30 protein-coding genes are annotated in these 24814 nt (G+C 41.5%); all 30 read right to left on the reverse strand.

The features are described from left to right. Positions 1-273: 273 nt before the first annotated feature. Positions 274-1104, reverse strand: coding sequence for a methyltransferase domain-containing protein (locus HBB17_RS15885; RefSeq protein WP_083655179.1), 831 nt, complete (start codon positions 1102-1104; stop codon positions 274-276). Positions 1105-1272: 168 nt separating this feature from the next. Beyond that, positions 1273-1902, reverse strand: a complete 630-nt coding sequence (locus HBB17_RS15890; RefSeq protein WP_075720625.1) for a hypothetical protein — start codon at positions 1900-1902, stop codon at positions 1273-1275. A gap of 47 nt (positions 1903-1949) precedes the next feature. After that, positions 1950-2153: a hypothetical protein gene (locus HBB17_RS15895; protein WP_075720626.1), complete on the reverse strand. Its 204-nt coding sequence runs from the start codon at positions 2151-2153 to the stop codon at positions 1950-1952. A 10-nt stretch (positions 2154-2163) separates the two neighbouring features. Beyond that, the gene (locus HBB17_RS15900; protein ID WP_167958489.1) at positions 2164-2430 is read right to left on the reverse strand and encodes a hypothetical protein; all 267 of its coding nucleotides are present in this window, start codon (positions 2428-2430) and stop codon (positions 2164-2166) included. A gap of 115 nt (positions 2431-2545) precedes the next feature. Then, positions 2546-2692, reverse strand: coding sequence for a hypothetical protein (locus HBB17_RS20370; protein WP_207717367.1), 147 nt, complete (start codon positions 2690-2692; stop codon positions 2546-2548). Positions 2693-2805: 113 nt separating this feature from the next. Next, positions 2806-4032: a macrolide efflux MFS transporter Mef(A) gene (mef(A), locus tag HBB17_RS15910; protein WP_075720623.1), complete on the reverse strand. Its 1227-nt coding sequence runs from the start codon at positions 4030-4032 to the stop codon at positions 2806-2808. Between the two features lie 190 nt (positions 4033-4222). Next, positions 4223-4384 carry a hypothetical protein gene (locus HBB17_RS15915; protein ID WP_153903692.1) on the reverse strand — a complete coding sequence of 54 codons (162 nt, stop codon included), beginning with the start codon at positions 4382-4384 and terminating at the stop codon, positions 4223-4225. A 4-nt stretch (positions 4385-4388) separates the two neighbouring features. After that, on the reverse strand, positions 4389-4766 hold the full coding sequence (locus HBB17_RS15920) for a TnpV protein (protein ID WP_009288846.1): 378 nt from the start codon (positions 4764-4766) through the stop codon (positions 4389-4391). Positions 4767-5066: 300 nt separating this feature from the next. Next, positions 5067-5561, reverse strand: a complete 495-nt coding sequence (lnu(C), locus tag HBB17_RS15925; RefSeq protein ID WP_075720624.1) for a lincosamide nucleotidyltransferase Lnu(C) — start codon at positions 5559-5561, stop codon at positions 5067-5069. A 143-nt stretch (positions 5562-5704) separates the two neighbouring features. After that, complete coding sequence (locus HBB17_RS15930; RefSeq protein ID WP_167958490.1) at positions 5705-7279, reverse strand: recombinase family protein; 1575 nt, start codon at positions 7277-7279, stop codon at positions 5705-5707. Continuing rightward, positions 7264-8772 carry a recombinase family protein gene (locus HBB17_RS15935; protein WP_167958491.1) on the reverse strand — a complete coding sequence of 503 codons (1509 nt, stop codon included), beginning with the start codon at positions 8770-8772 and terminating at the stop codon, positions 7264-7266. The genes HBB17_RS15930 and HBB17_RS15935 overlap by 16 nt, the downstream gene beginning before the upstream one ends. A 20-nt stretch (positions 8773-8792) precedes the next feature. After that, positions 8793-8993 carry an SHOCT domain-containing protein gene (locus HBB17_RS15940; protein WP_167958492.1) on the reverse strand — a complete coding sequence of 67 codons (201 nt, stop codon included), beginning with the start codon at positions 8991-8993 and terminating at the stop codon, positions 8793-8795. Next, positions 8986-9402: a helix-turn-helix domain-containing protein gene (locus HBB17_RS15945; RefSeq protein WP_167958493.1), complete on the reverse strand. Its 417-nt coding sequence runs from the start codon at positions 9400-9402 to the stop codon at positions 8986-8988. Before HBB17_RS15945 ends, HBB17_RS15940 begins: the two co-directional genes overlap by 8 nt. 301 nt (positions 9403-9703) lie before the next feature. Continuing rightward, a complete protein-coding gene (locus HBB17_RS15950; RefSeq protein WP_167958494.1) occupies positions 9704-11242 on the reverse strand; it encodes a glucosaminidase domain-containing protein in 1539 nt (512 codons plus the stop codon). Beyond that, positions 11242-11451: a holin gene (locus HBB17_RS15955; protein ID WP_167958495.1), complete on the reverse strand. Its 210-nt coding sequence runs from the start codon at positions 11449-11451 to the stop codon at positions 11242-11244. The genes HBB17_RS15950 and HBB17_RS15955 overlap by 1 nt, the downstream gene beginning before the upstream one ends. Further along, positions 11444-11785, reverse strand: coding sequence for a hypothetical protein (locus HBB17_RS15960; protein WP_167958496.1), 342 nt, complete (start codon positions 11783-11785; stop codon positions 11444-11446). Before HBB17_RS15960 ends, HBB17_RS15955 begins: the two co-directional genes overlap by 8 nt. Positions 11786-11844: 59 nt before the next feature. Continuing rightward, positions 11845-13239: a hypothetical protein gene (locus HBB17_RS15965; protein ID WP_167958497.1), complete on the reverse strand. Its 1395-nt coding sequence runs from the start codon at positions 13237-13239 to the stop codon at positions 11845-11847. Positions 13240-13250: 11 nt separating this feature from the next. After that, positions 13251-14924: a hypothetical protein gene (locus tag HBB17_RS15970; RefSeq protein ID WP_167958498.1), complete on the reverse strand. Its 1674-nt coding sequence runs from the start codon at positions 14922-14924 to the stop codon at positions 13251-13253. Beyond that, the gene (locus HBB17_RS15975) at positions 14917-16947 is read right to left on the reverse strand and encodes a hypothetical protein (protein ID WP_167958499.1); all 2031 of its coding nucleotides are present in this window, start codon (positions 16945-16947) and stop codon (positions 14917-14919) included. Before HBB17_RS15975 ends, HBB17_RS15970 begins: the two co-directional genes overlap by 8 nt. Positions 16948-16961: 14 nt before the next feature. Next, entirely contained in the window at positions 16962-17324 is a 363-nt protein-coding gene (locus HBB17_RS15980) for a hypothetical protein (RefSeq protein ID WP_167958500.1), read from the reverse strand. After that, on the reverse strand, positions 17325-20339 hold the full coding sequence (locus tag HBB17_RS15985) for a phage tail tape measure protein (protein WP_167958501.1): 3015 nt from the start codon (positions 20337-20339) through the stop codon (positions 17325-17327). It abuts the gene before it with no gap. Between the two features lie 147 nt (positions 20340-20486). Continuing rightward, positions 20487-21011, reverse strand: a complete 525-nt coding sequence (locus tag HBB17_RS15990; RefSeq protein ID WP_008119059.1) for a flavodoxin family protein — start codon at positions 21009-21011, stop codon at positions 20487-20489. A gap of 88 nt (positions 21012-21099) precedes the next feature. Beyond that, entirely contained in the window at positions 21100-21267 is a 168-nt protein-coding gene (locus tag HBB17_RS15995) for a hypothetical protein (RefSeq protein ID WP_167958502.1), read from the reverse strand. Beyond that, positions 21264-21641 carry a hypothetical protein gene (locus HBB17_RS16000; protein ID WP_167958503.1) on the reverse strand — a complete coding sequence of 126 codons (378 nt, stop codon included), beginning with the start codon at positions 21639-21641 and terminating at the stop codon, positions 21264-21266. Before HBB17_RS16000 ends, HBB17_RS15995 begins: the two co-directional genes overlap by 4 nt. Then, complete coding sequence (locus HBB17_RS16005) at positions 21638-22234, reverse strand: major tail protein (protein WP_167958504.1); 597 nt, start codon at positions 22232-22234, stop codon at positions 21638-21640. The genes HBB17_RS16000 and HBB17_RS16005 overlap by 4 nt, the downstream gene beginning before the upstream one ends. 13 nt (positions 22235-22247) lie before the next feature. Beyond that, positions 22248-22565, reverse strand: coding sequence for a hypothetical protein (locus HBB17_RS16010; RefSeq protein WP_167958505.1), 318 nt, complete (start codon positions 22563-22565; stop codon positions 22248-22250). Beyond that, positions 22565-22945 carry an HK97 gp10 family phage protein gene (locus HBB17_RS16015; protein ID WP_167958506.1) on the reverse strand — a complete coding sequence of 127 codons (381 nt, stop codon included), beginning with the start codon at positions 22943-22945 and terminating at the stop codon, positions 22565-22567. The genes HBB17_RS16010 and HBB17_RS16015 overlap by 1 nt, the downstream gene beginning before the upstream one ends. A 1-nt stretch (position 22946) precedes the next feature. Beyond that, positions 22947-23279 carry a phage head closure protein gene (locus tag HBB17_RS16020; protein WP_167958507.1) on the reverse strand — a complete coding sequence of 111 codons (333 nt, stop codon included), beginning with the start codon at positions 23277-23279 and terminating at the stop codon, positions 22947-22949. Then, a complete protein-coding gene (locus HBB17_RS16025) occupies positions 23279-23554 on the reverse strand; it encodes a head-tail connector protein (RefSeq protein WP_167958508.1) in 276 nt (91 codons plus the stop codon). Before HBB17_RS16025 ends, HBB17_RS16020 begins: the two co-directional genes overlap by 1 nt. A 55-nt stretch (positions 23555-23609) precedes the next feature. Next, the gene (locus HBB17_RS16030) at positions 23610-24806 is read right to left on the reverse strand and encodes a phage major capsid protein (RefSeq protein ID WP_167958509.1); all 1197 of its coding nucleotides are present in this window, start codon (positions 24804-24806) and stop codon (positions 23610-23612) included. Positions 24807-24814: the final 8 nt, after the last annotated feature.

Consider the following 24814-nt stretch of genomic DNA (forward strand, 5'->3'; position numbering starts at 1 on the left):
TCATTCCCATATCCTTATTCCATCGGTCTTTAGCTCGATCGCTCCCTCCTCTTTTGTAATCCCTATCTTCATTTGGTACTGCTTTAGTCGTTCCAGTGTTTCAAGATGTGGATGTCCATATCGATTCGTTGGGACAAAGAAAATGATACAATCTTAACGATTGTACCATTTGGGGTGTTCAAAGGGGTGTTCATTTGAACACCCCTACTAAATGCATTATTTCTTGTTAAATTCAGTATCCTTAACAAAGGTCCAAACTGAAAGTTTCAAGCGTTATAGACTTCCCACAAATATCTCTGCATCAATCGTCAAAGTTTTTAGCTTTTTGAAATCAATCTCAGTTTTATCTACATGGAAGAGCAGTGGGGTCATGTCTGCAAAAATTTTAATATCCTCTAACGGCATTTCATATGATTCTGAAACTCTTTTTTGGTAAATAACAGAATACTGCTTCTTGAATAAGTTAATCACATTCTCATTGGAATACTCTTGATTTTTCAAATGTTCTTTTGCAATGTTTCTGAACTCCATCAGATGTTTATTCCCAGGAATAACCTTTACAATATAGCCGCTATCCGTCAGAACTCTATTGAACTCCAAATAATTAGCTGGTGTAAATATGTCCAGTATACAGTCTACTGAGTGGTCTCTAATTGGCATATTTTCCAAATCACCCACAAACCACTTTATAGACTTACTACCGTCTCTTTTTGAAGCAAGGGAAATGGCATCTTTTGAAATATCAAAAGCAACTATATCTGCTTGAAATAGTTCTTTGATTTTTCTAGAATAATATCCTTCACCACATCCGACATCAAGAATAGTTGTTATGTTTTCAAGCTTGCTCAATATATGTGTTATCTCCGTAAGAATATGTGAATAGTATCCCTTTTCTAAAATATCCATTCTGCTTTCAAAAGAAGTTCTGCTATAATGCTTAGATTGCTTTTGATTTAATGCAAAATTCACATATCCTAATTTAGAAATATCGAAACAATGCTTATTACTACACAGCAAACTATTGCCTACCATCTTTAACTTTCGTTTACATATTGGACAACGAAAAAGCTTTTCGCTGTCATTAAATCTAATAATTTTATTCATGACATCCTCCATTATTACATTCTTGCCCGAAAGCGAGTTATGTAATACGGATGTACCGCAACACAACTCGCGGTATTATCTTAATCTCATATATGCTGTCATCTTATCACCTCCTCAAATTCAAGTTTTTCTAATTCTATTATATCATACGAAATTTAATTTTTCACTCTATATGTTCATGATTGGCTGTCTTTTCATACCATCAAGGATTTGTTTAACAGCCGATTCATAATCAGATTTTATTTTCTGAATCTCACTATATTCCAATGAAATGCTATACTTTGCATCTTCTGGCACATCAAAGTGTTCACTACTTTCAATCTTACCATCCGGGAAACTAAGTGTACCTATCGTAAGGCTTTTAAGTTCAAAAGTACGCTCTTCGTATTCACAAGCCAGCATATAAACTGTGCATCTAATAATCTTCTCTACTAATTCATCAGGAAAATATTGCAGAAAGGCAGCAATCAACAAATTCCCTTCAAAAACAATTCCATGACATTCTACATTACAGTCATTTAACTTTTTAGTCTTTGTCTGAAGACGCAATTTGATTATAAATGGAAGATTAAATTCCTCCCTATACTTATCAATCATTTTACTAACCTTCTTACGGAAGGCTTCCTTTGCCCTCTTCTGCTTATCATATTCCGTGGTACCAAGACCCATTATATGCTTAATAATCTCCTTATCATCACAGTTCTTTGGTGCCACTATTTCCAAGAGACCATTCTCATTCTGTGATGAACTCACTTCTTGACAATCTTCTTTTGTTACACGAAAGAATAAGTTATCCATAAAAACAACCCCATTTCTACCTAATAAATTATATTATACCATATTCATCATTTCCCGGATACAAGATATTCATGATATGCCTCTTCAAATTCGGCTGCAGTCATATTGTCTAACGCTTGTTGACACTCATATAACACTTCCGCTTTTTTATGAACACCACATCCAGATTCTCGTAAAGCTACTGTAACAACACCCATCACGATTCGATTGAAACTTCCGGTATCAAAAATTGCATTAATATCTTTTCCCATACTTTTCTCCTTAAATAAAAATCCTATCATCTAAAATATTCATTACAAAGTTTTTCTCTTCAATCGACCATGATTCATAGGTTTCTTCAATTATCTGACTTTCTTCCCATCTAATTTCATGAACCAACCCTTTATGCATATAATAATAGCTACCATATCTTTTTCCGAAGAGTGTGATGTCATTCTCGGATTCCAGTTGTTTCAAATATTCATTTACGAAATCATCGTACTTTTCCTTTCCTATATTATCTGCAATTATCTTCATTTCCTTAGCCATCTTAACACTCCCCCTTCTGTGCTAATAATTTTTTATCATTCTAACACCTAAAATATATTATGTAAACCAAAATAAGCCGACTGGATCCACTCCTGCCGGCTTATAAAACTTGTCACTATTTAATTAATAAAACTGAAAGTTTTCTACGCATCGCTTTTCTATTTTGGGTGGAATTTGTTAACGAAACTAATTCATCTATATCTAAACAAGTGCGTCCTTTAAATTCCACACGAATGTCTTTTGCTTTTAATATCAATTCCATAACATTTTCCTCCTGTCTATAATCGCATGTTTTCATTTGCTTGTACGCAGGGAAAACCCTGCGATTTTAGCAGGAAAAATTACATGAAAATTAAATACATAAAAATGGCCCTCCTATGAATTTTGTTTTAAATCTAATTTTCTAATCTCAGTTATCATTGGGCAAACTATTGCAATGCAAATAATTAAAATACCTGATAGTAAAAACCAATGATTTACACCGATTCTATCAGCAAAGAATCCAGAAAGAATTAACCCAATTGGCATAGCAAGAGACATGATACTTCCAGTTAAAGAAAATACACGTCCTAAATATTCAGGCTTAATTTTCTCCTGAAAAAGAGCTGTTTGCACACCGCTGTAAAACGGAACCGAAAGCCCCATTATTGCACAGCAGACTACAAATATGAAAAATCCACTTTGGGGAAGTAATCCTGAAATGGTTAAGCTTATCCCCATCATAAAAATGGATGCCGTTATTAATAAGATTCGCTTTTGGTAATTCCCAAATAACCCTAATAATAGACCCCCTATCAACATACCAGAGGCATAAGCAATCTCCGTAATAGAACTATGCATCGGTGTACCATTAAAATATTCCATAGTGATTAAAGGATATAATGCATTTATGGGCATATAAACAAACATATATAATGTTCCAACGAGTAATAAAGCGAATAATCCTTTATTTTGCCGTAGTACAGCCATTCCTTCTTTCATTTCTCGTATGAAATTTGGTTTCAAACTTTGCACTTGATCACCCAGCTTAGGAATACGTACAATTGCTACCGTAATAGATGCAATCACAGCACCCAATACATCGATGGCAATAATAGCATTTAGTTCCCAAACGGAGTATAAGAGTGCTGCAACCGCCGGACTAACAATATAGCTTATAGACTGCAAAGACTGACTATAGCCTGCACATTTCGTAAGCTGTTCTTCTGGTACTAAAAGTGGCGTAACCGCATTGAGAGCCGGGGTGTGAAAAGCTGTTCCAATGCTACGGATAAACAATACTACCATAACCATCCAGATAGGTAGCTCCATATACAATGCAACAATAGCAAGCACTGCCCCAGCTGCTGCGATAATTAAATCAGCACCAATCATTATCTTCTTCCTATCATGACGATCCACTAATACACCAATAGCTGGTCCAAAGACCGCATAGGGTAAAAAACCTACTAGTGAAGCCATAGACAAGACCATCGCAGATCCTGTTTTCTCTGTAAGGTAAAAAATGATCGCCATTTGCAGGATGGCACTAGTGATTAATGATACTGCCTGCCCTGCCCATATTGTATAAAACTTAAGTTTCCAATTGTTGTATTTTTCCATTTATATTATCTCCTGCATATTATTTTGCTTGAATTTCTAACAACAAAAAAGCCTATCATCGGGGATAGATTCTGCTTTTTTTATTGCCAGCTTATCTTAAACGCATTGAGGCTGTCATAGTTTCGGTTCCTCCTAAACTCTTATTTGTATCAGCATATATTTTAACACAATAAGTTGTTTTAAGCAACGTTTAAAATTGAAAAAAGCCACGGACAGCGATAGCAAAATACGCAATACCGTCAATGGTCTCGATGAACAGTGCAAGCACTGCCATTGACGGTATTTCTTTATTTTGCTTATGAGCAGACAAGGGCAGTAAGCCAAAAGCTGGCTTACCGCCCCAATCACTCATTCTGTTATGCGTAGATAATCTCGCTGTAAATGATTTCTCTAACTCTGGACTGAATTTCATTCATTTTCTGTACCCACAGCATAGCATTATCTGCTTTCAGTTGCTCGGTCACATTTTCCTGCTCTGCAATTTGCTTTGTCAGCAGGAGCAAACGCTCCTGTGCCTGTCTGTCAATATCTGCAAGGTAGGAGTTTAGTGTACCCTCAATCAGCATTGTGGTATAGAGGAACTGCTTATGCTCCTTTAGATACTGCTTGTGGCGTTGTCCCCACAAACCGATAGGCTGTGTTTCTTTTTCGGAAAGTATCAGACAAGGGATATAATAATCTCCCTGCAATTCATACCATAAACCATTACTCTCATCAAAAATGTACTTGTCCATATAATAAATCCTCCAGTATAATATATTCGCACATACGTCACAGTTCTCCGATTGCCACATTCTGTTATATCTTGTTATCAGATTTTCTTTCCCTTGTGTTTGCCCTTATCAGCTTCCAAGGGAAGAATAAGCATAAGTGAAATCGTATAATAAGTTAAGGTGAGCATTTTGCGATAAACTCTTTATTTTCAAGGCTTTTGGAGGATTTTATTAAAACCCTGTGAGGGTTAATAACCACTTATAAAATTGTGGTTTTCAAATTCAAATTTTTCTAACAGTTTGCTAAATTGGAATTTACAGTTATCTATACTCATTTGGAATTTCGATATGAAATGTCTCACACAACAGCTTCACATCATGTACATCATTTTCATCAAATTCATATCCCAAATGGAACATTACTTGACTATGTGGTTCAATACAAGAAACCTCTATCTCCTCAATTTTTCCTTTGCCAGAAAAAGTTTCTACCGGAAAGTAATCCCCCTCATAAAGAATTTCACCTTCGCCCGTATATTCAAAACAATGCAAATCAACAATCCTGTTTTTCGCATCTTTCCATACAGTATGGTTCAATGTTGTATATTCCATCTTAATCTCATAAAAGTCATTAGCTTTCATTATCTCTATAAAGTTCTGATAATCTTTCTTTTCTACAAAAATATCAATATCGTTATGGACTCTTGACTGATGTCCAAGCAACGCATCTACCCCCCAGCCACCATCAAGAAAGACTTTAATCTCGGCATCTATCGCGAGTTGAAGAATCTGTTTTACATCTGTAATATTGACCATCTTATCATCTCCACAAATTCAAATTTTAGCGAGCATATACTTTCGCTCATATAATAAAATATAATATCATAATAACTGTTATGTTTCTACCACAAAAAAATGACACCCAAGCATTTCTGCCTGAGTGCCATCAAATCCTATTTCTATACTCTTACTTCAAATCCGTTCTTGAATATGAATCTTATATCATCCTTGGTCTTAACAATCACTTCCTGCACAAGGCTACTCCAAATCCCGGCATCAAAATCTTCCATTAAGCCATCCTGCTTCTCCAAAGTTCGAATGAAGCCTTTAAATAATTCTCTCTTCGCCTTCTTGCTTTCTATCTGCTCTGCGATGTCATCATACTTAGCTTTTGCCTTTTCATACCTTGCCGTAAGTTCGGCATAGCGTTTTTCATACTCATCCTGGTCTAATGCTACCCGGCTGTTCTCTGCAATGGCAATCTGCATCTGCTCCGAGATGATATTAAGTTCTGTGATGCTATCCTGTAAATCCCTGTCAAGGGAATCCGTTTCACAGACCATTTCCATCATAACTTTGGTGTTGGCAAGAATCTCTTCCCTTTCAGAAAATAACTCGTTGGCCGCCTTGATAAACAATTCCTTTAGTTCATCCTCGTTGATGTGTGGTGTTTTGCACTTGCAGCCATCAGCATATTTGTTATTGCATCTGTAGATGACCTTTCTGTACTTATCATTGGAATGCCAGACCTTGGCTCCGTACCAAGAGCCGCATTCTCCACACTTTATTATGGAAGAAAACAATCCAACTCCACTGTACTTCTGCATTCCCTTTCGCCTTAAAATCTCTGCCTGAACTTGGTCGAACTGGTCGGCTGTCACAATGCCCTCATGGTGTCCTTCCACATAGTACTGTGGTACTTCTCCATTGTTCACTACCAGCTTATGAGTCAGAAAGTCCTTTGTGAAAGTCTTCTGCAAAAGGGCATCCCCTTTGTACTTTTCGTTCTGAAGGATACTCATCACTGAACTTGGATGCCATTTATCTTTCCCAGCAGGGGTCTTCACTCCCATTTCAGTAAGTTCGCAGGCAATTTTGTATGTGGAATACCCCTCAAGATAGCGCTTGTAAATATATCTGACGGTTACTGCCTGTTCTTCATTGATGATAAATTCGCCATCTGGTCCTCTGTCATACCCAAGGAAATGTTTAAATCCAATGCTCGCCCTTCCGTCTGCGAACATTTTTCTTTTTCCCCATGTGGTATTCTCTGAAATGGATCTGGATTCCTCCTGTGCAAGGGAACTCATTATCGTAATAAGAAGCTCCCCTTTTGCATCAAGGGTCCAGATATTCTCTTTCTCGAAATATATCTCCACACCTTTTTCCTTCAGTTCCCTGACCGTTGTAAGGGAATCAACAGTATTTCTTGCAAATCGGCTGACCGACTTTGTGATGATAAGGTCTATCTTTCCGGCAAGGGCATCCTCAATCATCTGATTAAAGCCTTCTCTTCTTTTGGTGTTTGTAGCTGTAATACCCTCATCAGAATACATCCCGACAAAAATCCAATCATCACGGGAAGTAATGTAGTTGGTATAATAATCCATCTGAGCCTCATAGCTGGTAGCCTGTTCTTCATGCTCCGTTGAAACTCGGGCATAGCCAGCAACTCTACGCTTGGTCTTCTCTGCTATTGGCTTTGCTGTATATCTGTTGACCGATGCCGGGATTCTCGTTATCGTCTTTGCCATACCTTTTTGCCTCCTTCCTTCATATAAAATTCGATTCTGTCATTGTAAGATATGGTTTTCTCGATTTGTAGATAAATCTCCATATCCAAGTTTTCTTCCGTGCCGAGGATGGATTGGGCTGCACCATACAGTTCTCCATCCGACATAAGTTCATGCTCACATCCGGCTTTATCAGCTTTCTTTACACTACACATCCAACAGGTTCTTCTTTTATTGCCACCCATTCGCACAATACTCGAACCACAGTATCCACAGAAGATTTTTCTTGAAAATGGCGTTTTGTTAAATCCATCTCCCGAATATTTCCTAATGTGACTCTTTACTGTGCCGTCCTTCATAAGGAAATCAATGTGTCCGTCAAATAATGTAATTCGCTCCACATTCTCCCTGCACCCGGCTATCTGCTCCATTATGCCTTTTAACTCCAACTCTCTGATGGGAAGTAAATCACACTCCTTGGTCTTTCTTTTGTTACATTCAATATAAGCCTTGTCTGCAGGTTGCCTATGATAAAGAACATGGTTGCAGGCATACCCACACTTACCGCATTTCACAAGTCCGGCAAAGAAAGTCTTTTCATATCCGTGGTTGTGTGCTGCCTTTGCCCTTCTATTTAGCCTTTCCTGAACCTTCGCATAATCTTCTCTGCTAACAAGTGGTTCATGCGCATTCGATACAAGTATCTGCTCCATTTCACCTTCGTTCAGCTTTGGCTTATGGATTTCCGGGGAGAAATATCTTTGAAGAAGCAAATCTCCCACATAGGTTTCTGTAGAAAGAATCCTGCGAAGTGTAGTCCTTCCCATCAAATCTCCCCGCTTACCCCTTACACCTTTTTCCTTTAGGTCGAGGGTTAGCCCTTTAATGGAAGCCCCGCCAAGATACTGTTCATAAATATACTTGACCCATTTACCTTCCTCTTCGTTGATGGTAAGGCTCTTTGTTTCAGGGTTCCAATCATAACCAAAGCAAAGGATACCCGTGTTTGGTTCTCCTCTTTCAAATCTCTTTTGAACTGACCATTTCTCATTTGCAGAGATGCTCTCTGCCTCTGCCTGCGCAAAAGAAGCAAGAAGTGTAAGGAGCAGTTCTCCCTCGCCGGACATGGAATGGATTCCTTCTCTCTCAAAGAAAACATCTATTCCCAAATCCTTTAGGTGTCTTGTGGCATTAAGCGTATCAACCGTATCTCTTGCGAATCGGCTGATGGACTTTACCAGTACAAGGTCAATCTTCCCGGCATCGCAGTCCTTCATCAACCGATTGAACTCATCCCTTTTCTTTGTGGATGTTCCTGTGATTCCTTCGTCAGCATAAACACCTGCATATTCCCATTCAGGATTGCTCTGTATTAAGGAACTGTAATGACTGACCTGGGCAGAAAGCGAATGATGTAAGAGTTCTGTTTCCATTGAAACTCTGGCATAAGCAGCCACTCTTTTTCTTCCACCGAGCCTTGGTATATTTGGCTCAATCCTTCGTATTTTCGCCATATAATCCCTCCTTGTCAGTGTCACATATTCCCGCATTTCCCGTAGTTTATCAAGTTAATATCCGTGAATAATGTGGAGAAAGATACGGCATATTGTTCCTTGAATTTTGTATCAATTTGACAGTACTCTTCCTCTGAAATAATGCCCTGCTTTAAGAGATTCTTGGCAATGGACATCGTGGCCAGATAGCGTTTTTCTTCTTCCATCCGTTCCTTAGTCATGGCTGCCACCCCCAAATCTGTCCTCTATGTAGCACTCATGGGAACAATACTTTCTGTTCTTATTTCCATATGCTGTAAACGGCTTTTTACAACATGGACATACATACTCATAATTGGCTTTTCTCTGCACTTGGTCGAGATGGCTGTTCCACCACTTATTTCTGCAACGGTCTGAACAGAATCTCTTTTCTTTTCTCCCAGATGTCTGCACAACAGGGATTCCACAGCAAAGGCAGAAATGCCCGGCTTCATCAATCGGAGCAGGTGTTGCGACTACTCCGCCAAGTCCGTGTCTCCTACAGTAAGTTTTTATGGTATTGGTGCTAAGTCCAAGTGCGTCAGATATCTTTCCGTAGCTTAATCCCTCTGCTCTTAACTTCTCTATCTGTTGTCTTTGTGTATCGTTCATCGTATCCACCTCCATCGAACTTGAAGGGAATAACTTTTCTGGTTTCATCGTTATGATGTTTTCCCTTCACTATCCCACGGACATAAAAATCAAAAATGGGCGGTAGGATTTTTCCCTTCTAAATGGGTTAGTAAGGAAAACCATAACTTTCCTATTTTCTCTGAATCTTTTTCCCTTCACAGACGGGAAAAGTTACAACCCTTACAATCCTCCCAATTACAGAAGGAATAGAAATGAACGAGAAAATTGGCGAAAAAAGAAAGGCTTGAAAGGATTTCTCCCTCCAAGCCTGTAAAAAATACTATTTCAATATTTCATTGACCTTCTTCTGAATAACAGAATAATCATATTCGGCAGCCGTAAGTTTCTTCTTACGCTCCTCCCCGTTTCCCCAATCTCCACGGATGACTTCTTTTGCTATCTCGTCTACCGATTTGGTACTTGAGGTCTTTGGTGTTTCTGTAACCGTACCTTGAACGGTACAGTAGGATGGATTTTCAAGCCAGATCCAACCTGCTCCACTCTTAAGTCTGCCCCATCCGTCATTCACTTCCACAATGGTAAATACACCCTTGCCTGTCTGTCCCTTAACCGCTCCATTCATTGATGGTTCGCTACGATAATTCAAATCATCAATGAGAACCTTAACTGTAAATGGTGTAGCCGGGAACTCCGTCACGGTATCTGGTGTTGATGGTACAGGTTCTTGTGTTTCCAAAACATCATACTGTGTCAGATTCCACTTCTCGATAATGGAACACAGCTTATCTACATAGGTAAGGGAAGTCGCATAGCCACCATCCTTGATAAGCTGTGCTACTTTCTTGTAGTCTGTCATTCCCTTAATACCCTTATAACGGAGTGACCTTCCATTCTTGGCACCAAGCAGATATGCAGAATGGTCTGCAACCGAATCTTCCACACAGGAATACTTCCTGAAATCAGCCGTGATGGTTTCATATGAGCCATCTGCATTCTGCTCCTGTGTCTTCTTGGTATAAACGGATGTGCCATCCCAAGTAGAGCCTGTCCATGTGTTCCCGGACAAGGATTTCTTCATGCCAAACATATTATTGGCATTCTGCCCGAGTTCACTCTTACCATATCCACTTTCAAGAATAAACTGTGCTGCCGAGATGGATGCAAGGATGCCACTCTTCTTCATATCTTCTCGACACAATTCCCCAATAACCGACACGGCATCTTTCTCTGAAAGCCCTGCAAACACAGCTGCCTGTGTACCCTCTTTCTTGTTTTCAGAGTCACTCATTGCAGATTTCACGGCTTTACGGAAGGTATCCATTGTGTATCCCATTCCAAGCTGTGACCACAAATGCTCCGGATCACCGTGATTGGATGCAATTCCCCTGCTGTGTCCTTCCTTGTGGCTGATGATGACACCATCAGCGAGTGGGTCTAATGAAAACTTTTTACAGAGCATGGCAAACAACTCCACGGCTGCCTTATAAGTTCTTTCTGCCACAGCTTTTGCCGTAGCAATGTCAGAACACTTGAATGTTGCCCCGCCAACATAGGTAATGCAGGATGGCTCACACATCTCCACCCCGATATGGGTATTGTTCGCAGAACCATTGATGGATGAACCACAATGCCACCCACGATGATTCCACGGAAGTGTCTGATAAACCGTGCCGTCATTTCCATCAATAAAGCCATGAACACAGGCTCTGTCAAATGACGGACTGTTCCAGTTCTTGATAAAAGCAAGAGCACTCGGCTGGGAACATCCAACCGAGTGCAACATAAGACCTTTTACTTCAATTTTTCTTCCTGCCGTATAGCACGGATTCTTTGTAAGAATACTCTCCACAAGTTTCATTACTCATCACTCTCCTTCACTTCCGGGATACCTGCAATACTTGTAAGCAATGACAAAATGCCAGCAAGTGCTGATGCAGATGCCACCATAATCCAGTTCACATCTCCCAAAACGGCAGATGTACCAATCGTTGCGACCGCTGTCTGAGCCACGGTCTTGACTGCTCTGATTCCGGCTGCTGTAAGCCACTTCTTCCAATAATTACTCATTGTCCTGTTCCTCCTTATTTGGTTTTCTATTTGGCAGTTTCAATAATTCTGCCCGTCTGCTGTCGAGGATTCCGTTCTCACCAAGGCTATGATATGCCTGGTACTGATTTTCCCAATCCTCCATGTGTTCCTCTGAAATCCAGCCATCGTCCATATAAAAATGGTACTGTTCCAAAAGCTGTGACCTCATCTGTGCCTGTTGTGCCTTTGCCAGCACTTTCAGTTGTCTGGTGTACTGAAGACAACATCTGATACACCAAACTGTCATGGCAAAGATGGATGGTATTCCCAACGCACCAAGCCATGTAATGAGTTCCATGATTTTTTCACTCATGAGCCTTCCTCCCTTCAAATTTGTGCATAATAAAAGCACCTACCATTTCTGATAGATGCTTACTGCTCCTCAATCGTATATGTGATTTTCATTGTCTTGTCTGCCGTCTTAATAACCGAGGTAGACAGATTATTGATGGTGGCAAGATAAGGTGTCCTCATAAAGAAATCCCTTCTTACCGACCTGCTGTCATAACCACCATAGGAAATATAAAAAGGACCATACTCAAAAAGTGGGGTTCCTGAATATCCTACAGGCATTGAGTTTGCACACTTATAAACCGTGTCATCGGACGCAATTCGAAAATCAGAACCGCAGACCCAGTCTCCAAGAACAAACATATACATACTCGTATTTCGATAATACTCACCCTGGCAGCTATAGTTGGATGTAAACCCCAGCTTTATTTGAGTAACGTCCGCTGCATTATTCACGTTAATCTTGTACACAGACTGTTTATTGTATGCCATCATATATAGATATCCGTTCAACAAAACACTCTGAACATTTCTGCCCGGCCACGTATTATACCCAGAACGATATCCTGCATTCTGTAACTGACAGTTATCCAATGTCCATGTACCTTCCGAAAATGAATAATCAGATTTCTTTATCTTTATCCACTTTACTACTGCATTTCCACTGCTGTTTGCATCATGCCAGAAACCATACCAGTATCCATCCTTACCATCAAAGAAATCATAATTACCACTGTTATTACTTGGATTGCTCATAATAAATATTGTAGGTGTAATCTTGTTTTCTTCCATAATAATTATCTGGTTATCAATCATGGTATCATTCAAACCTACGGTTCTGTATGCCTTTCTGATTCTCTGAATAACAATTTCATTACTGGTATTCAAGCCAATGGTAATCATGTAATTTCCTGTAAAATTAACTTCCACTGCATTTATGTACGCAGTTCTGATGGTTGCATTGGCATCAACCCCCATACTCTTCATATGCCACCTTTTATTCGTATTATCATAGGTATCTCCCATATACCCGATACCACCCCACTTATGTGTTAAAGCCACAGCAGAGATTGTTCCGTTCGCCTGACTGGTTGCAAAATCCCACACGAACTTATAGCCTTTGTCCAGTTTCATGCTTTCCGTAAGGTTCAAACTTCCCCGCATGACATTTGCCGTGGAATTTACATCATTGGATGCATACCCGGTACAAGGATTCGCTGACGGAGCATAATACACATTTTCATCCTCCACCAATGGATCCGCAAAAAGAAGGATTCCACCGATTCCATTTTTACAAAGAGGTATCATATTCCCATTTAGGTCATTTGGACTGCCATTCATATTAAAGAGCAGCCCCTCGATGTTATGGGAGAAAAAATCCGGGATGGCTTTGGTTACCATATTCTCATCCTCGTATTTCTCCACCTCGCCTGTTACGGCATTTTTCAGTTCTATAATCGCTTTTCCTTTCAGCATCTTCCCACCTCCTAATTGATATAATGAATGATGATGCGTTTACAATACCCGCCCTCAATCAGGGTGAACCGAACCATGTACTGCATCTGCTCGTTTGCAATTGCCCAGGCATCCGTTCCGATTGACTCCACTGTTTCCCTGCTCATGCCACTTGTCTCTTCCGATAAATTGACCCACGCATTCTCGATATATGCCTTCCAAGTCTGCCCGGCATCAAAGGAGAAAGCAAACAAGGTCGTATCGTCTGCTTCAATCTCGACCTTTTCTATTCCAAGGATTGTGCTGTCAATCATTTGTGTATTCTTTGAATAGACAGTCTGAACAGGTGGCACAGCCTTAAGGGTAACTGCCATTGTCGGCAAATCATCCTCGGAATCATGCCAGTATAATAATGACGGATTTACAAGTCTTGTAAGTACCTCGCTCCTTGGAAAATCCTCAAATCCCTCTGACCGAAAGATTTCTGCGGTCAGTTCTTCAAAAGTAACCTCCACCAGCTTTGTAGCCTCATCATATTTTCCTTCTGCATCCACAAACCCAAGTTTTCCATATCCGCTGTTATAAAAACAGTTCCCGGACAGATTATCATAAAAGCAGACCTGCAGACTCTCATCCACACATGGAATCAAATCAAGCTGCTGTTCCTCGCCCTGCCATACCTCGATTTTTATAATCTGTCCTTTGAAATACCTTGAATCAAGTGTGCCGTTTGTGTTATAGGTTCCAATCACAAGTTCCACGGGTGTGGCAAATTCTGTCTCCGTAAACTCTGCAATCACAACTCCATCCCTCTTTAATCCTTCCTTGGAAAGTTCCACTGTCACATCAATGCCGGAATAATCATCTACTTCTGCCGTTACGGACTCCGTGGCATATTGTCCACTAATCTGAGTGGAACTTGTAAGAAATACTCCAAATTTATCTTCGGATGTACTTGTTCTTGCTCCGAACAAAGCATAATCTCCAAATGAAGAAGTATTGAGCGTAACCACAACCCTTGTATCCTGATCTGGAATAATGCCTGTTCGGATACACTGATACCCTTTAAACACAACGGCATCAACAAATGCCTTTTCATGTTCCGTTCTGTAATACTTGCCGTCTTTATCCGAAATCATATATCTGTGGTCATAAGGCGGATTGATATCCAACAGTTCATATTTCAGGGTGTAAGCCGTACCCGTATCATCTTCATGATAGAGGGATACATATTCCGAAACCCCCACCGTAACATTAAAATCCTGACTCACTCCACCATTGATTCGGTTACTGCCAAGATAACCACTGCTCTTAGGTGGCTGTATCAGATTCAGCATAATATCCCCAGTTTCAAAAAAGAACCATTCATAGATAAGACGGACATCCAAAGAAGTGCTGTTGTACTGCGCATATCCTTCCCATCTGATTTTCAGAACCCTGTACGCATTAAAGAGGGTTGCCTCCTCCCTATAGAAATCCCACATCTTGGCATCCCTTCGGCATACAAGAAACTGTTCTGTATTTGCCCCAAGTCCTATCCAGCTGTTACCACTGACATAAAGGCTGGATGCCTTTATGCCATTAAACATGAACCAGTCCACACCATCAAAAGTCATGGTGTCATCGTCATGCCCGGTACTTACAACCAGATGCTGCATATTTTCTGTTGTATTGAGCATTTCCTCAATGGAACTGTAATTAGCCATTCTCTGACACCTCCAATTCATCAATACGTGCAAACTGCTCCGTATTGGTTACCACCTTTGCCATTCTGCCGGAATCAATAGGATATTCCTGACTTGTAAACTTATAGTTTGTCTGGAACTCAAATACCGAATCCGTCTTCACAAAATATCTGTTAAAGGTCATCTCCGCCTCATCAGCAGTTTCTATGGTTTCCGTTACAATCACAGGGTTAACTCTGACTGTTTCTGCCATCCCCATCACACCATAAGATTCCAAAGAAACCAGCGAGAACAAATCCGTAATTCCTACAGGCTTTGGAACTTCCGTATGCATCTTTGCGGATGCTATTGTTTCCCTTATAGGCATTGTTCCGGCTGTTCCTATCAGTTCTTCCAAGGTCTCTGTAAATTCAAGACGGCCGTCCCATACATTATTGGAAGAAAGACCCTGTCCGCTTATGGTACAGATACCCTGTCCTCTGTCAATGAGTGCCATGCCACCCGATATTCGCATTCTTACCCTGAAAGTGTTATAGGCATTTGCCTCCAGTCCGCTTAACGGATAATACAGATTCAAAATGTGTCTGCCGGAATGCATCGTTTCAATCGGCACATATGTTGTAAGCACATTGTCATTTATGATGTAGGTTACCGTAATCACAGCTTGCCCATCATCGGTAAGGTTCACATCCAGTTCTGCGTCCACAGAAGTATTCGTCTCCCCGGATGCAGCTGACGGAATGGTAATCGTTCCCTTTGCTTTTCCTGTCTTTGTCACGGAATCTGCATCCACCTGCAGTAAAATGCTTGCATGGAACTGTGCATCTGTATCCTCATTGGATGCAAACTCAATGCTTGCAATCTCCGTATCCACAGAGCCAATGGTATATGGCGAAGCATTCATGAAAGTATGTACTACAATCTTTCCTGCCTCCACCTGATTTAACAAACCGCTGATGTTCTTGTCATTCTTGCTCTTTGCCTCTGCAAGCCTTGGATTCTTGCCAACGCACTGCAAGGTGTGTTTTCCATTGACTTTGAACTCATATTTCGTAATGCAGGTAATCTGTTTCTCATCTGCGTGTCCCCCGGAAAAGGTTATGATGTCACCGAGGTCAAATGCCGGATTTCCTATGGTAGCCGAATCAAACGGCACATAATTTATCTTTGAAATGTCATTTAACACATTGAGCAGTATGGTTTTTCTTGTTTCCGTAAGTCCAAACTGCAGCAACGGATTGACTCCAAGATTCATGGTAAGACCGTCATCCGGGTCCAACGCATAATACTCTGCTGTCTGTGTCCTGTTATTCGTGGAATTGATGGCTGTATATCTTGTGACAAAATCAGAAAAACTGCTGCTGAACCGCTGTGTGTCCGGGATATCAAGCACGGATGTGTTGCCATACTTTCGAAGTTCCAGTTTCCCAAAACGGTTGATGGTCGCAAAGCACCCAAGCACCTGTGCCACATAATAAAGAATGTCCCTCCATGTTTCTATGTCATTTTCTCCATAGATACCAAGCAGAATCTTTCCATTGTTCCAGCTTTCTATCTCTTCCTGCGTGTGTGCCAGTTCCACCTTACACTCCTCACAGGCAAGGGAAAGCAGGTCATAAGCCGTACCACTGCTGACCTTATTTTTGAATGCCTTATCAAATCGGAGCATATAATCATATGCTTTAATAGCAAGGCAGTTAATGGTTCTGTTCGCCTCGCTCACTTCAAAAATTCCAAGAGGTACTTCTTCATAGTTCCCGGTTGCCAGCTGAAGGAAAAAGCTGATGGTCACCGTTGCACCTTCCAAAGTATATCTGTCCACATCCGTATAAAGAGTAATACCGAGTTCCGCAGCATACACGGAACCAATCTCTATTTCATTATTTCCACTGCACTGGTTGGTTATATAGCCACTGCCTTTTACGATGTCTTTATTGGTAAAGGGATATTGAATGCCTGCCTTCGTGGTAATACAGCCTTCAAAATAATAAGACCTTGTATTATCCTGAATTGCTGTTAAATACTCATCACTGACTGGATACATCAGACCACCCCTTTCTAAAATTCCTTTAATGTAAATGACACAGTCCACAACCCCTTAAACGAAGTATCTTTCTGTAGTCCCGACTTGAATCCGTCAATGTACATCTGTGTCTGCTTTATCTCCAATGTTCCTGTGTCAAAATATTTCACTGTTATCTTTGGTCTGTTCCGAAAGATAGTCAGTTTCTTAAGCCATGTGGGACTGACATTAAAGGAGCAGGATATTTCCACCACCCCGCTCCTTACCAGATCTCTCTGCCTTGTCCCGGCTTCCGTTTCCCCTGACGAATCTGCCTCCACATCCGACAAGCCAACATCATAGCTGACAGGAAGTGGCAGGTCTTCTCCATCAAAGTTCAAATATTGAATATGTGCCATTTATCTTCCTCCGCTTCTTAGGTTTATTCTCTGCTGTGCATTCACGACCACTTCATCAAGAAGTGTTCCTCCGATATAAACAGGAATGGAAATGTTACCACCCTGCATATTGAGTCCTGCAATGGCATCATGGATTGCACCCACAATGCTTGCCGTGTTCTGTGCAGATGAATTTGATGTGCTTTCCATTGCAGCCGAGGTTGCATTCACATTCGGATTGATTACCATGTCCTGTGACACCCCCTCCACCGCTTTAGCAACAACACCCTTACTCTTCTCGATGCCCTTTGCAAGACCATTCATAAAGTCCGGCATCCAAGACTCGTACTCCGTCAAAGGTCCCTCATCCGGCACGGAGAAGTGAAGGAAGGACTTAATCTTGTCAGCCACACTCTTAACGGCATCTCCCACGGCATTGATACAACTCTTGATACCATTTACGATTCCCATTATCATGTCCTTGCCCCACTGCAATGCCTGTGAAGGAAGGCTCGTGATAAAGCTGATAGCCGTCTGAAATCCACTCTTAATAGAAGATGCAATCTTTCCCACTATATTTTTTATGGCGGAAAGCATATTGTTGAACACGGTGGATACCGTACTCTTAATCCCATTCACAATACCGCTGATAGTTGATTTTATGCCGTTCCAGATACTGCTTATCGTACTTTTAATGGTATTCATAACCGTAGTGATTGCTGTTTTGATGGCATTCCACACTGTGGTAATGACCGTTTTGATGGCATTTACCACAGTAGTGACCGTGGTCTTGATAGCATTCCAAGCCGTAGTCATTGCCGTCTTGATTGCATTCAGTACCGTATCAATAGCCGTCTTTATCGCATTCCAGACTGTGGTAACAACCGTTTTGATTGCATTAAACACCGTGGTTATGACAGTCTTATACGCATTGATATAGGTGGTAATTGCTGTCTTGATTGCCTCAAGTACCGTACTGAATATGGTCTTGATGCCCTCCCATATTGTAGTAAAGAAACTTGATATTGCATTCCAAGCAGTCTGTATTCCTGTTGTAATGGCCGTCCATGCATTTGTGAGTGCTGTCTTAATCTTCTCAAGTATTCCGTTGATGAAGTTCCTGAACCCTTCGCAGTTGTCATACAGCAACTTAAATGCCCCGGCAAACGGATTCACAAGCATCAAAAGTAATGCCTGCCAGTTGTTCTTCACAAAATCGATAACCCCGGTAAAGAAACCCTTAAGTGCCTCCACAACTGTAGATACGATATTCTTGATACCTTCCCACAATCCTTTCCAGAAGTTTCTAAAACCTTCACATTTATTCCAAAGCACTACAAAGATTGCTATCAGAGCAACAATAGCTGCAACAATCAGCACTATCGGGTTTGCAAGCATCGTGGCATTCAAGGCCATAAAAGCTGTTTTGACAGTATTGATAACCCCGGCAATCTTCGGAACAATCGTCATAATCGTACCAACAGCAGAGATTACCTTCCCCACAACAATAAGCACTGGTCCCAATGCCCCAGCTACAAGTGCAACCGTGACAATGACTTTCTTCGTACCCTCATCAAGGGAGTTTAGCCAATCCACTACCTTCTGCACCGCACCCACGATACTTTTTAATGCAGGCATCAGTAACTGACCAAAAGAAATAGCCAGCCCTTCAAGAGCTGACTTAAGTAATGTTAACTGTCCCTGTAAATTATCAAGCTGTGTGTCTGCCATCTGCTGTGCTGCACCTGCACTGTTTTCAATAGATGACTGTAAGTTGTCCCATGTACTTCCCGTATTGGCAAGCAGTGCATTGACGGATGACAGGTCAGTCTTATTGAAAATGGTGGATATGATATTTGCCTTATCTTCGGAAGTCATACCCTCCATGCTTGTATTCAAATCCCCAAGGATATCATTCATGGAACGCATATTACCTTCGGAGTCATATACAGACACACCGAGTGCCTCCATCTTCGCAGCCGCCTGATCGGTTGGGTTCTGCAAAGACAGGATAATGTTTCGAAGATGCGTACCACCCTCTGCACCCTTGATACCATTATTCGCAAGAATACCAAGTGCCGTGTTAAGTTCTGCCGTTCCACCCTTTATGGATTTTGCTGTTGCACCAATAGTAAGAATACCTTCTCCTAATTGTGCAACAGATGTATTGGTGGTAGAAGCCGTCTTTGCCATCTGGTCTACCATCGTATCAGCTTCGGCAGTTTCCATTCCAAGGGCAGACATGGCATCCGTTACCATATCCGATGCTGACGCAAGGTCAATGCCACCAGCCGCCGCCAAGTTAAGAACCGTAGGAAGTGTATCTGCCATTTCCTGTGTGCTGTAACCTGCAAGAGCAAGATAGTTTAAAGCCTCGGCACACTCCGTAGCAGAAAATGCTGTGGATGCACCCATTTCCTTTGCAAGGTTTGAAAGGGCATCCATCGTATTAACACTCTGCCCATCAAGTGTCGACATGGAATCCTTTGTGATTCCCATTGTAGCCTGCACCTGACTCATGGAACTTTCAAAGTTCGCAGCCGTAGTGACCGATGCCGTTCCAAGTCCCGTCACAGCAGCCGTTACTGGGAGAAGTTTCTTTCCGGCATTGGAGATATTATCACCTGTGGTCTTTAATGATTCTCCCGTGGCGGCAATCTTCTGTACTGCCGTAGCTGACTGATTTGCCTGTGTTTCCAGACTTCTTAAGTTCTGTTCTGTTTCCACAATTTCCCTCTGAAGGGCATCGTACTGTTCCTTTGAAATATCTCCATTCGCAAGTGCAGTATTCGCTTGTTCAGCTGCCGTTTTTAATGTTTCCAACTTCTGTTTTGTTTCATCCACAGCCTGTGCCAGGAGTTTTTCCTTCTGTGCAAGAAGTTCTGTATTACCTGGATCCATTTTCAATAATTTCTCGACATCCTTAAGAGCCGTCTGTGTGGATTTGATTTCTCCGTTCAGACCCTTAAGGGCAGTCTGCAATTTGGTGGTATCCCCACCAATCTCAACAGTAATACCCTGTATTCTGCTTGCCATAGGTTACCTCCTCTCTCCTAAATTTAGGCATAAAAAATGCCCGGATTTCTCCGAGCATTAAAAAAGCACCAACCCATTTAAGGATTGATGCCTATACATTTATTTTACTTATGATTCACTTTGAAAAACTGAAATTTGGAACGTGCTTTATAAATTTTTTCCGATCCCCTCAAGTTCGTTCATGGAATCCTTGTTTTTTTCAAGTTCATCTCTGGCTGTTGCGTAATATGATTTTTTGAAAAGCATATCCCATGAAAGATATTTTGCCATACAGTCAAACTGCTTATCAATCAGCTCATACTGGATACTGTCTACGGGAGAACCGCCTACAACAATCGTGCCAACTTTTTTATTTTTTAACTGCAATCCACGGCAGTAGCACTTATCAATGATAAGTTTCAATTGTGCTGACATTCCCCACCAATAAACTGGTGTAGCAAAAAGAATCATATCTGCGGCAGCAATTTTATCAATTGTAGGATTTGTATCATCCTTATCGACGCATCCCTTAGAGCATTGACAGACACCACATCCCTTGCATGGTGCAATGTTGAGTTTGTCAGGTTCAATGATTTCAATTTCATTCTTTTCTGATGCTCCTTTTATAAATGCATTGATTGCTGTCAGCGTGTTTCCTTTTCTGGCACTTCCATTAATGATTACAATTTTCATGCGTGTATCCTCCAACTTCAAATTTGTCGCTGACGAACATCAGCCTTTTTCCATAAAAAAGTATAGCAGAAAAAGGCTGATTTCTCAATCAGAATCTATCGAAGTCTTCCTGTGTTGCCAGTTCCTTATACCCCTTATAATCATCATTCCCGTTCTCTGCGTACATATCGTTCACAAGACCAATAGTAAGAAGGTCAAGGTCACGAATGCTTATGCCAAGCTGTACGCATCGTAGAAGAAATAAAGGTGTTGTCATCGGGCGGTCAGTTGGGCGAAGTTTTTTTTAGATTCCACTTCCGTCTGCACATTCAGACCCCAGAGTTCAATGATGGAAGGCAGTACCTGGTAAATAGAAAAGGTATTGAATTCATCAAGCCACTCTTCCGGGGTGTCCGGGATATTCGGGTCTGCGTGTTTGGCCATTACATAGGCAATGTTCTCAAACATCTCAAGGGAGAACAAATCAAGATTTGAGTTCTCCTCATCCCCTTCTCCCACAGCCTTCTCCAAGGAACGAAGGTCTTTATAAATGTCCCTGTTAAATTTAATTCTGTAAATTCTTGGGATGGCTGCAGATGCCTTGAAAGGCACCTGCTTACCATCGATTTCTACTTTCTTTACAATACTCATGATTCTGCCTCACTTTCTGTATTTGTTGTGGTGGATGTCATATAAACTGCTTTATACCAATCCTGGTAAACAGCGTCAGTAGTGTCATCCCCGGTCTTTGCCTTTACAAAACCGTTTGCAAGCGGTGTTGCCTTAAGGGAAAGTGTCTCTGTCTGCACTTCGATTTCATCCTCATTTGTCTGGGATTCGATGGAAGGACGGCTTGCAGCACACTTGTAAAGGACATGACGGATTTTCTTGATATCCCCGTCAAATTCAAACAGGAGTGCAAAATTGGCAGTTTCCACATTTGCATTCTCCACAAGTACCTTGTTGTCATCCAGCTGTTCCTTCAGTACATCCACACGGAAGGACTCCGGCACCATTGCAATCTCAAGGTCACCTTCATAACCCATGTTGTTGCTGATGGTGTAATACGCATACCCATCTGCATAGAAGTTACTTGGCTCACCATTTGCATCAAGACCGATTGACACAGCACCCGGAATCGGTACGGGAGTGCCATAGGAAACATTGCCCGCCTCGTCAATATTCAGCAGAGCATAATGTACATTTTTAAGGTTGTACTTTACCTTGTTCTTCTTGTTAGCCATCTTCGATTCCTCCTTATACTGGCATTGCAAATTCAAAGGCTACTTCATAGAGTTTTTCATCCTCTATCCATACCTCGTTCCTTGCATAAAAAATGCCGTGGCTGTCAAGCACGGCTGTTACTTTCTGTTCCAATATCGGATCCTTAAAATCCGTATACAGTTCTATCCTGACTCCGCTTATCCTGTAATACACCTTCCCATCGGCTGCGAAATTTTCATCGTCCGGGAGAAGATAGCAGATAAACGGTGGGTCAGGACTTTCCCCTTCTGCAAAATGGTCATAGGCAAAAGGGATACCCATCTCTTCTATGATTTTCACTAACTCTTCCATCACGAACCTCCAAGTGCCTTTTTGATGTCATTTTCGAGTTCCTTTACTGCATTTTCTTCTGCAGGAGCGATGTGGGGCATTGCCTTTGTCCTTCCACCGCCTCTTTTGGCATGACCTTTTTCCAAGAGATGTGCAAGCTGATATTTCTTTGGTGAATAAACTGTAAGTTCCAAAGAGTCAGAAGTCTCTTTCGTGGTCTTAACTGACCAGCTCTTCGAGTAGGCACCTGTTTTCTTTGGAGCATTTGCCTGGATATCCTTCTTCACTGATTTTCCCGCTTTTCTTACAGCCGTCTTCATATCTGCCGTTGCAAGGTCTTTATATTCTTGCAGACCCTTCATGATTTCAGAGGCAAGATTGTCGATTGATACATTTGCCATCTTATCTCCTCACTTTCTGACATCTGAATTTAAGGCTCTTTTTCTTGTAATTCATGTGGTCAACCGATGTGATGTTATAGAGTTCTCCATGAAAGACTACTCTGTATCCCGTGACATCAATTTCAGCAGCTTTCCTGCACCACCGAATGGTAAATGCAAGGTCACTATCCTCAACCGTTGTCCCGGCTGTATGCTTTTCATTACCACTCTCTCCACTGACCGTGGCATGGCAGGTATAATAATCTGTCCATCCGTTTTTATGGTTACCGATTGCATCAACCTCAACAGAGTTTTTCTGAAAAGTAATCTTCACATTAAGAAGTGCTACATCCATCAGAATCCCTCCTGCCTTATTCCCGATAGCAAAGCACGGATGGAAAGAGTCAGTTCCAGATGGTTTGCATCTTCCCTGTGTTCGTACAAATATGCAACTGCATACAGTACAGCAACTTTGGAACACGGCTGTTTTTCGAATAATTCCTTATCTGAAATACGCGCCACATCCATGCATAACTGCTCGGAAGATATAATCAGACTTTTTATTAATTTGTCATCATCATCGTGGTCAACACGCAGATAATTTTTCATATCATCAAGTGTAATTATCATCTTTCCACCTCACATAAAAGGGAGCAGCATTTCACTGCTCCCTTAACCATTGCTACTATTTTGTTGCCGTTGTGGTTGTTTCTGCCTTAAGACCAAGAATCTTAACTGCCTCCGGCAGGATAAGAAGACCATCGACTCTTTCCTTCGCAACATAACCAATCATACCGTTTCCGGCAAATAACTCGTTAAGCTGCTTGAAGGAACGGGAACCTCTGTCACCGATGTTATAGTACTTATAATCACCGAAGGCAATCGCATCTGTAGGAGCAAAAGCAGATGTTCTGATATTGTAGCCGAGAATCTTATCCGGCTCATTTGCCTGATAAGAAGGCTGCCATAAGTACTGACCGTTGTTATCCTTAAGCTTACGAATCTGTGCCAGGGTAGCATCGTTCATGATGAAGGATGCGTTCTTTCTGTACGGTCTCTTCAGCTTGTAGATAAGGTCAAGAATATCATCGGACTTAAGTGCTGCAGTAAGTGTTCCGATGGATTCTCCACCCTTGGTCTTGTCAAAGATACCAGTAGGCTTTCCGACACCATCACCATTAAGGAATGCATCCTCTTCGGCATTGGCGAGTGCCTTACCAAATTCGGTGATGATGTAATTCTCAAGACCGAATGCATTGTCATACAGCAACTCTTCCGTAATCTTGATTGCTACATGGAGTTTGTGGGCATCAAGAATCTTCTGCTCAAATGTCGCATCACCAAAAGATAATGCCTCACCTTCCTCAATCCATGCTGCTGCAGGCTTTGTGGCTGCGATGTTAATCTTATGCTCCCCGGAAGTGGTAATCTTTGTGGCAATACCACGCATGATATTCTCCTCTGTAAGCACATCAATAAGTCTGTGGTCATACTCTTCCGGCACAAGATAACCGCCATCTGCATCCACACCTTCCTGAAGGACATTGGATACCTGTCTGAAGTTGGAACGGAGTGCTGTAAGCATAGCCTTCTTATACTCATCCGATGCACGTCCCGTCTTTACTTCTCCCTGTGGCTCATCCTTATAAGGCTTTCCAGTAATCGGGGAATTTACAGGCTTGGAAAGTTCCTGCTCCCTTCTCTCGGCTCTCTGCTGTCTTTCGATGGAATTGGTAAGTTCCTCGATTTCAGCCTCCATTCTGCTGTAGGTTTCCTTATCCTCTGCAGAAAGATTACCATTCTTGTCCTCGTGGGTATCCACAAAGTTCTTTGCTGTTTCCCACACCTTTGCTCTCTTCTCAATTAATTCCTGTACTCTCATGTTCGAGT

Origin of the sequence: Anaerosporobacter faecicola, assembly GCF_012070565.1 — a bacterium.
Classification (GTDB): domain Bacteria; phylum Bacillota; class Clostridia; order Lachnospirales; family Lachnospiraceae; genus Anaerosporobacter; species Anaerosporobacter faecicola.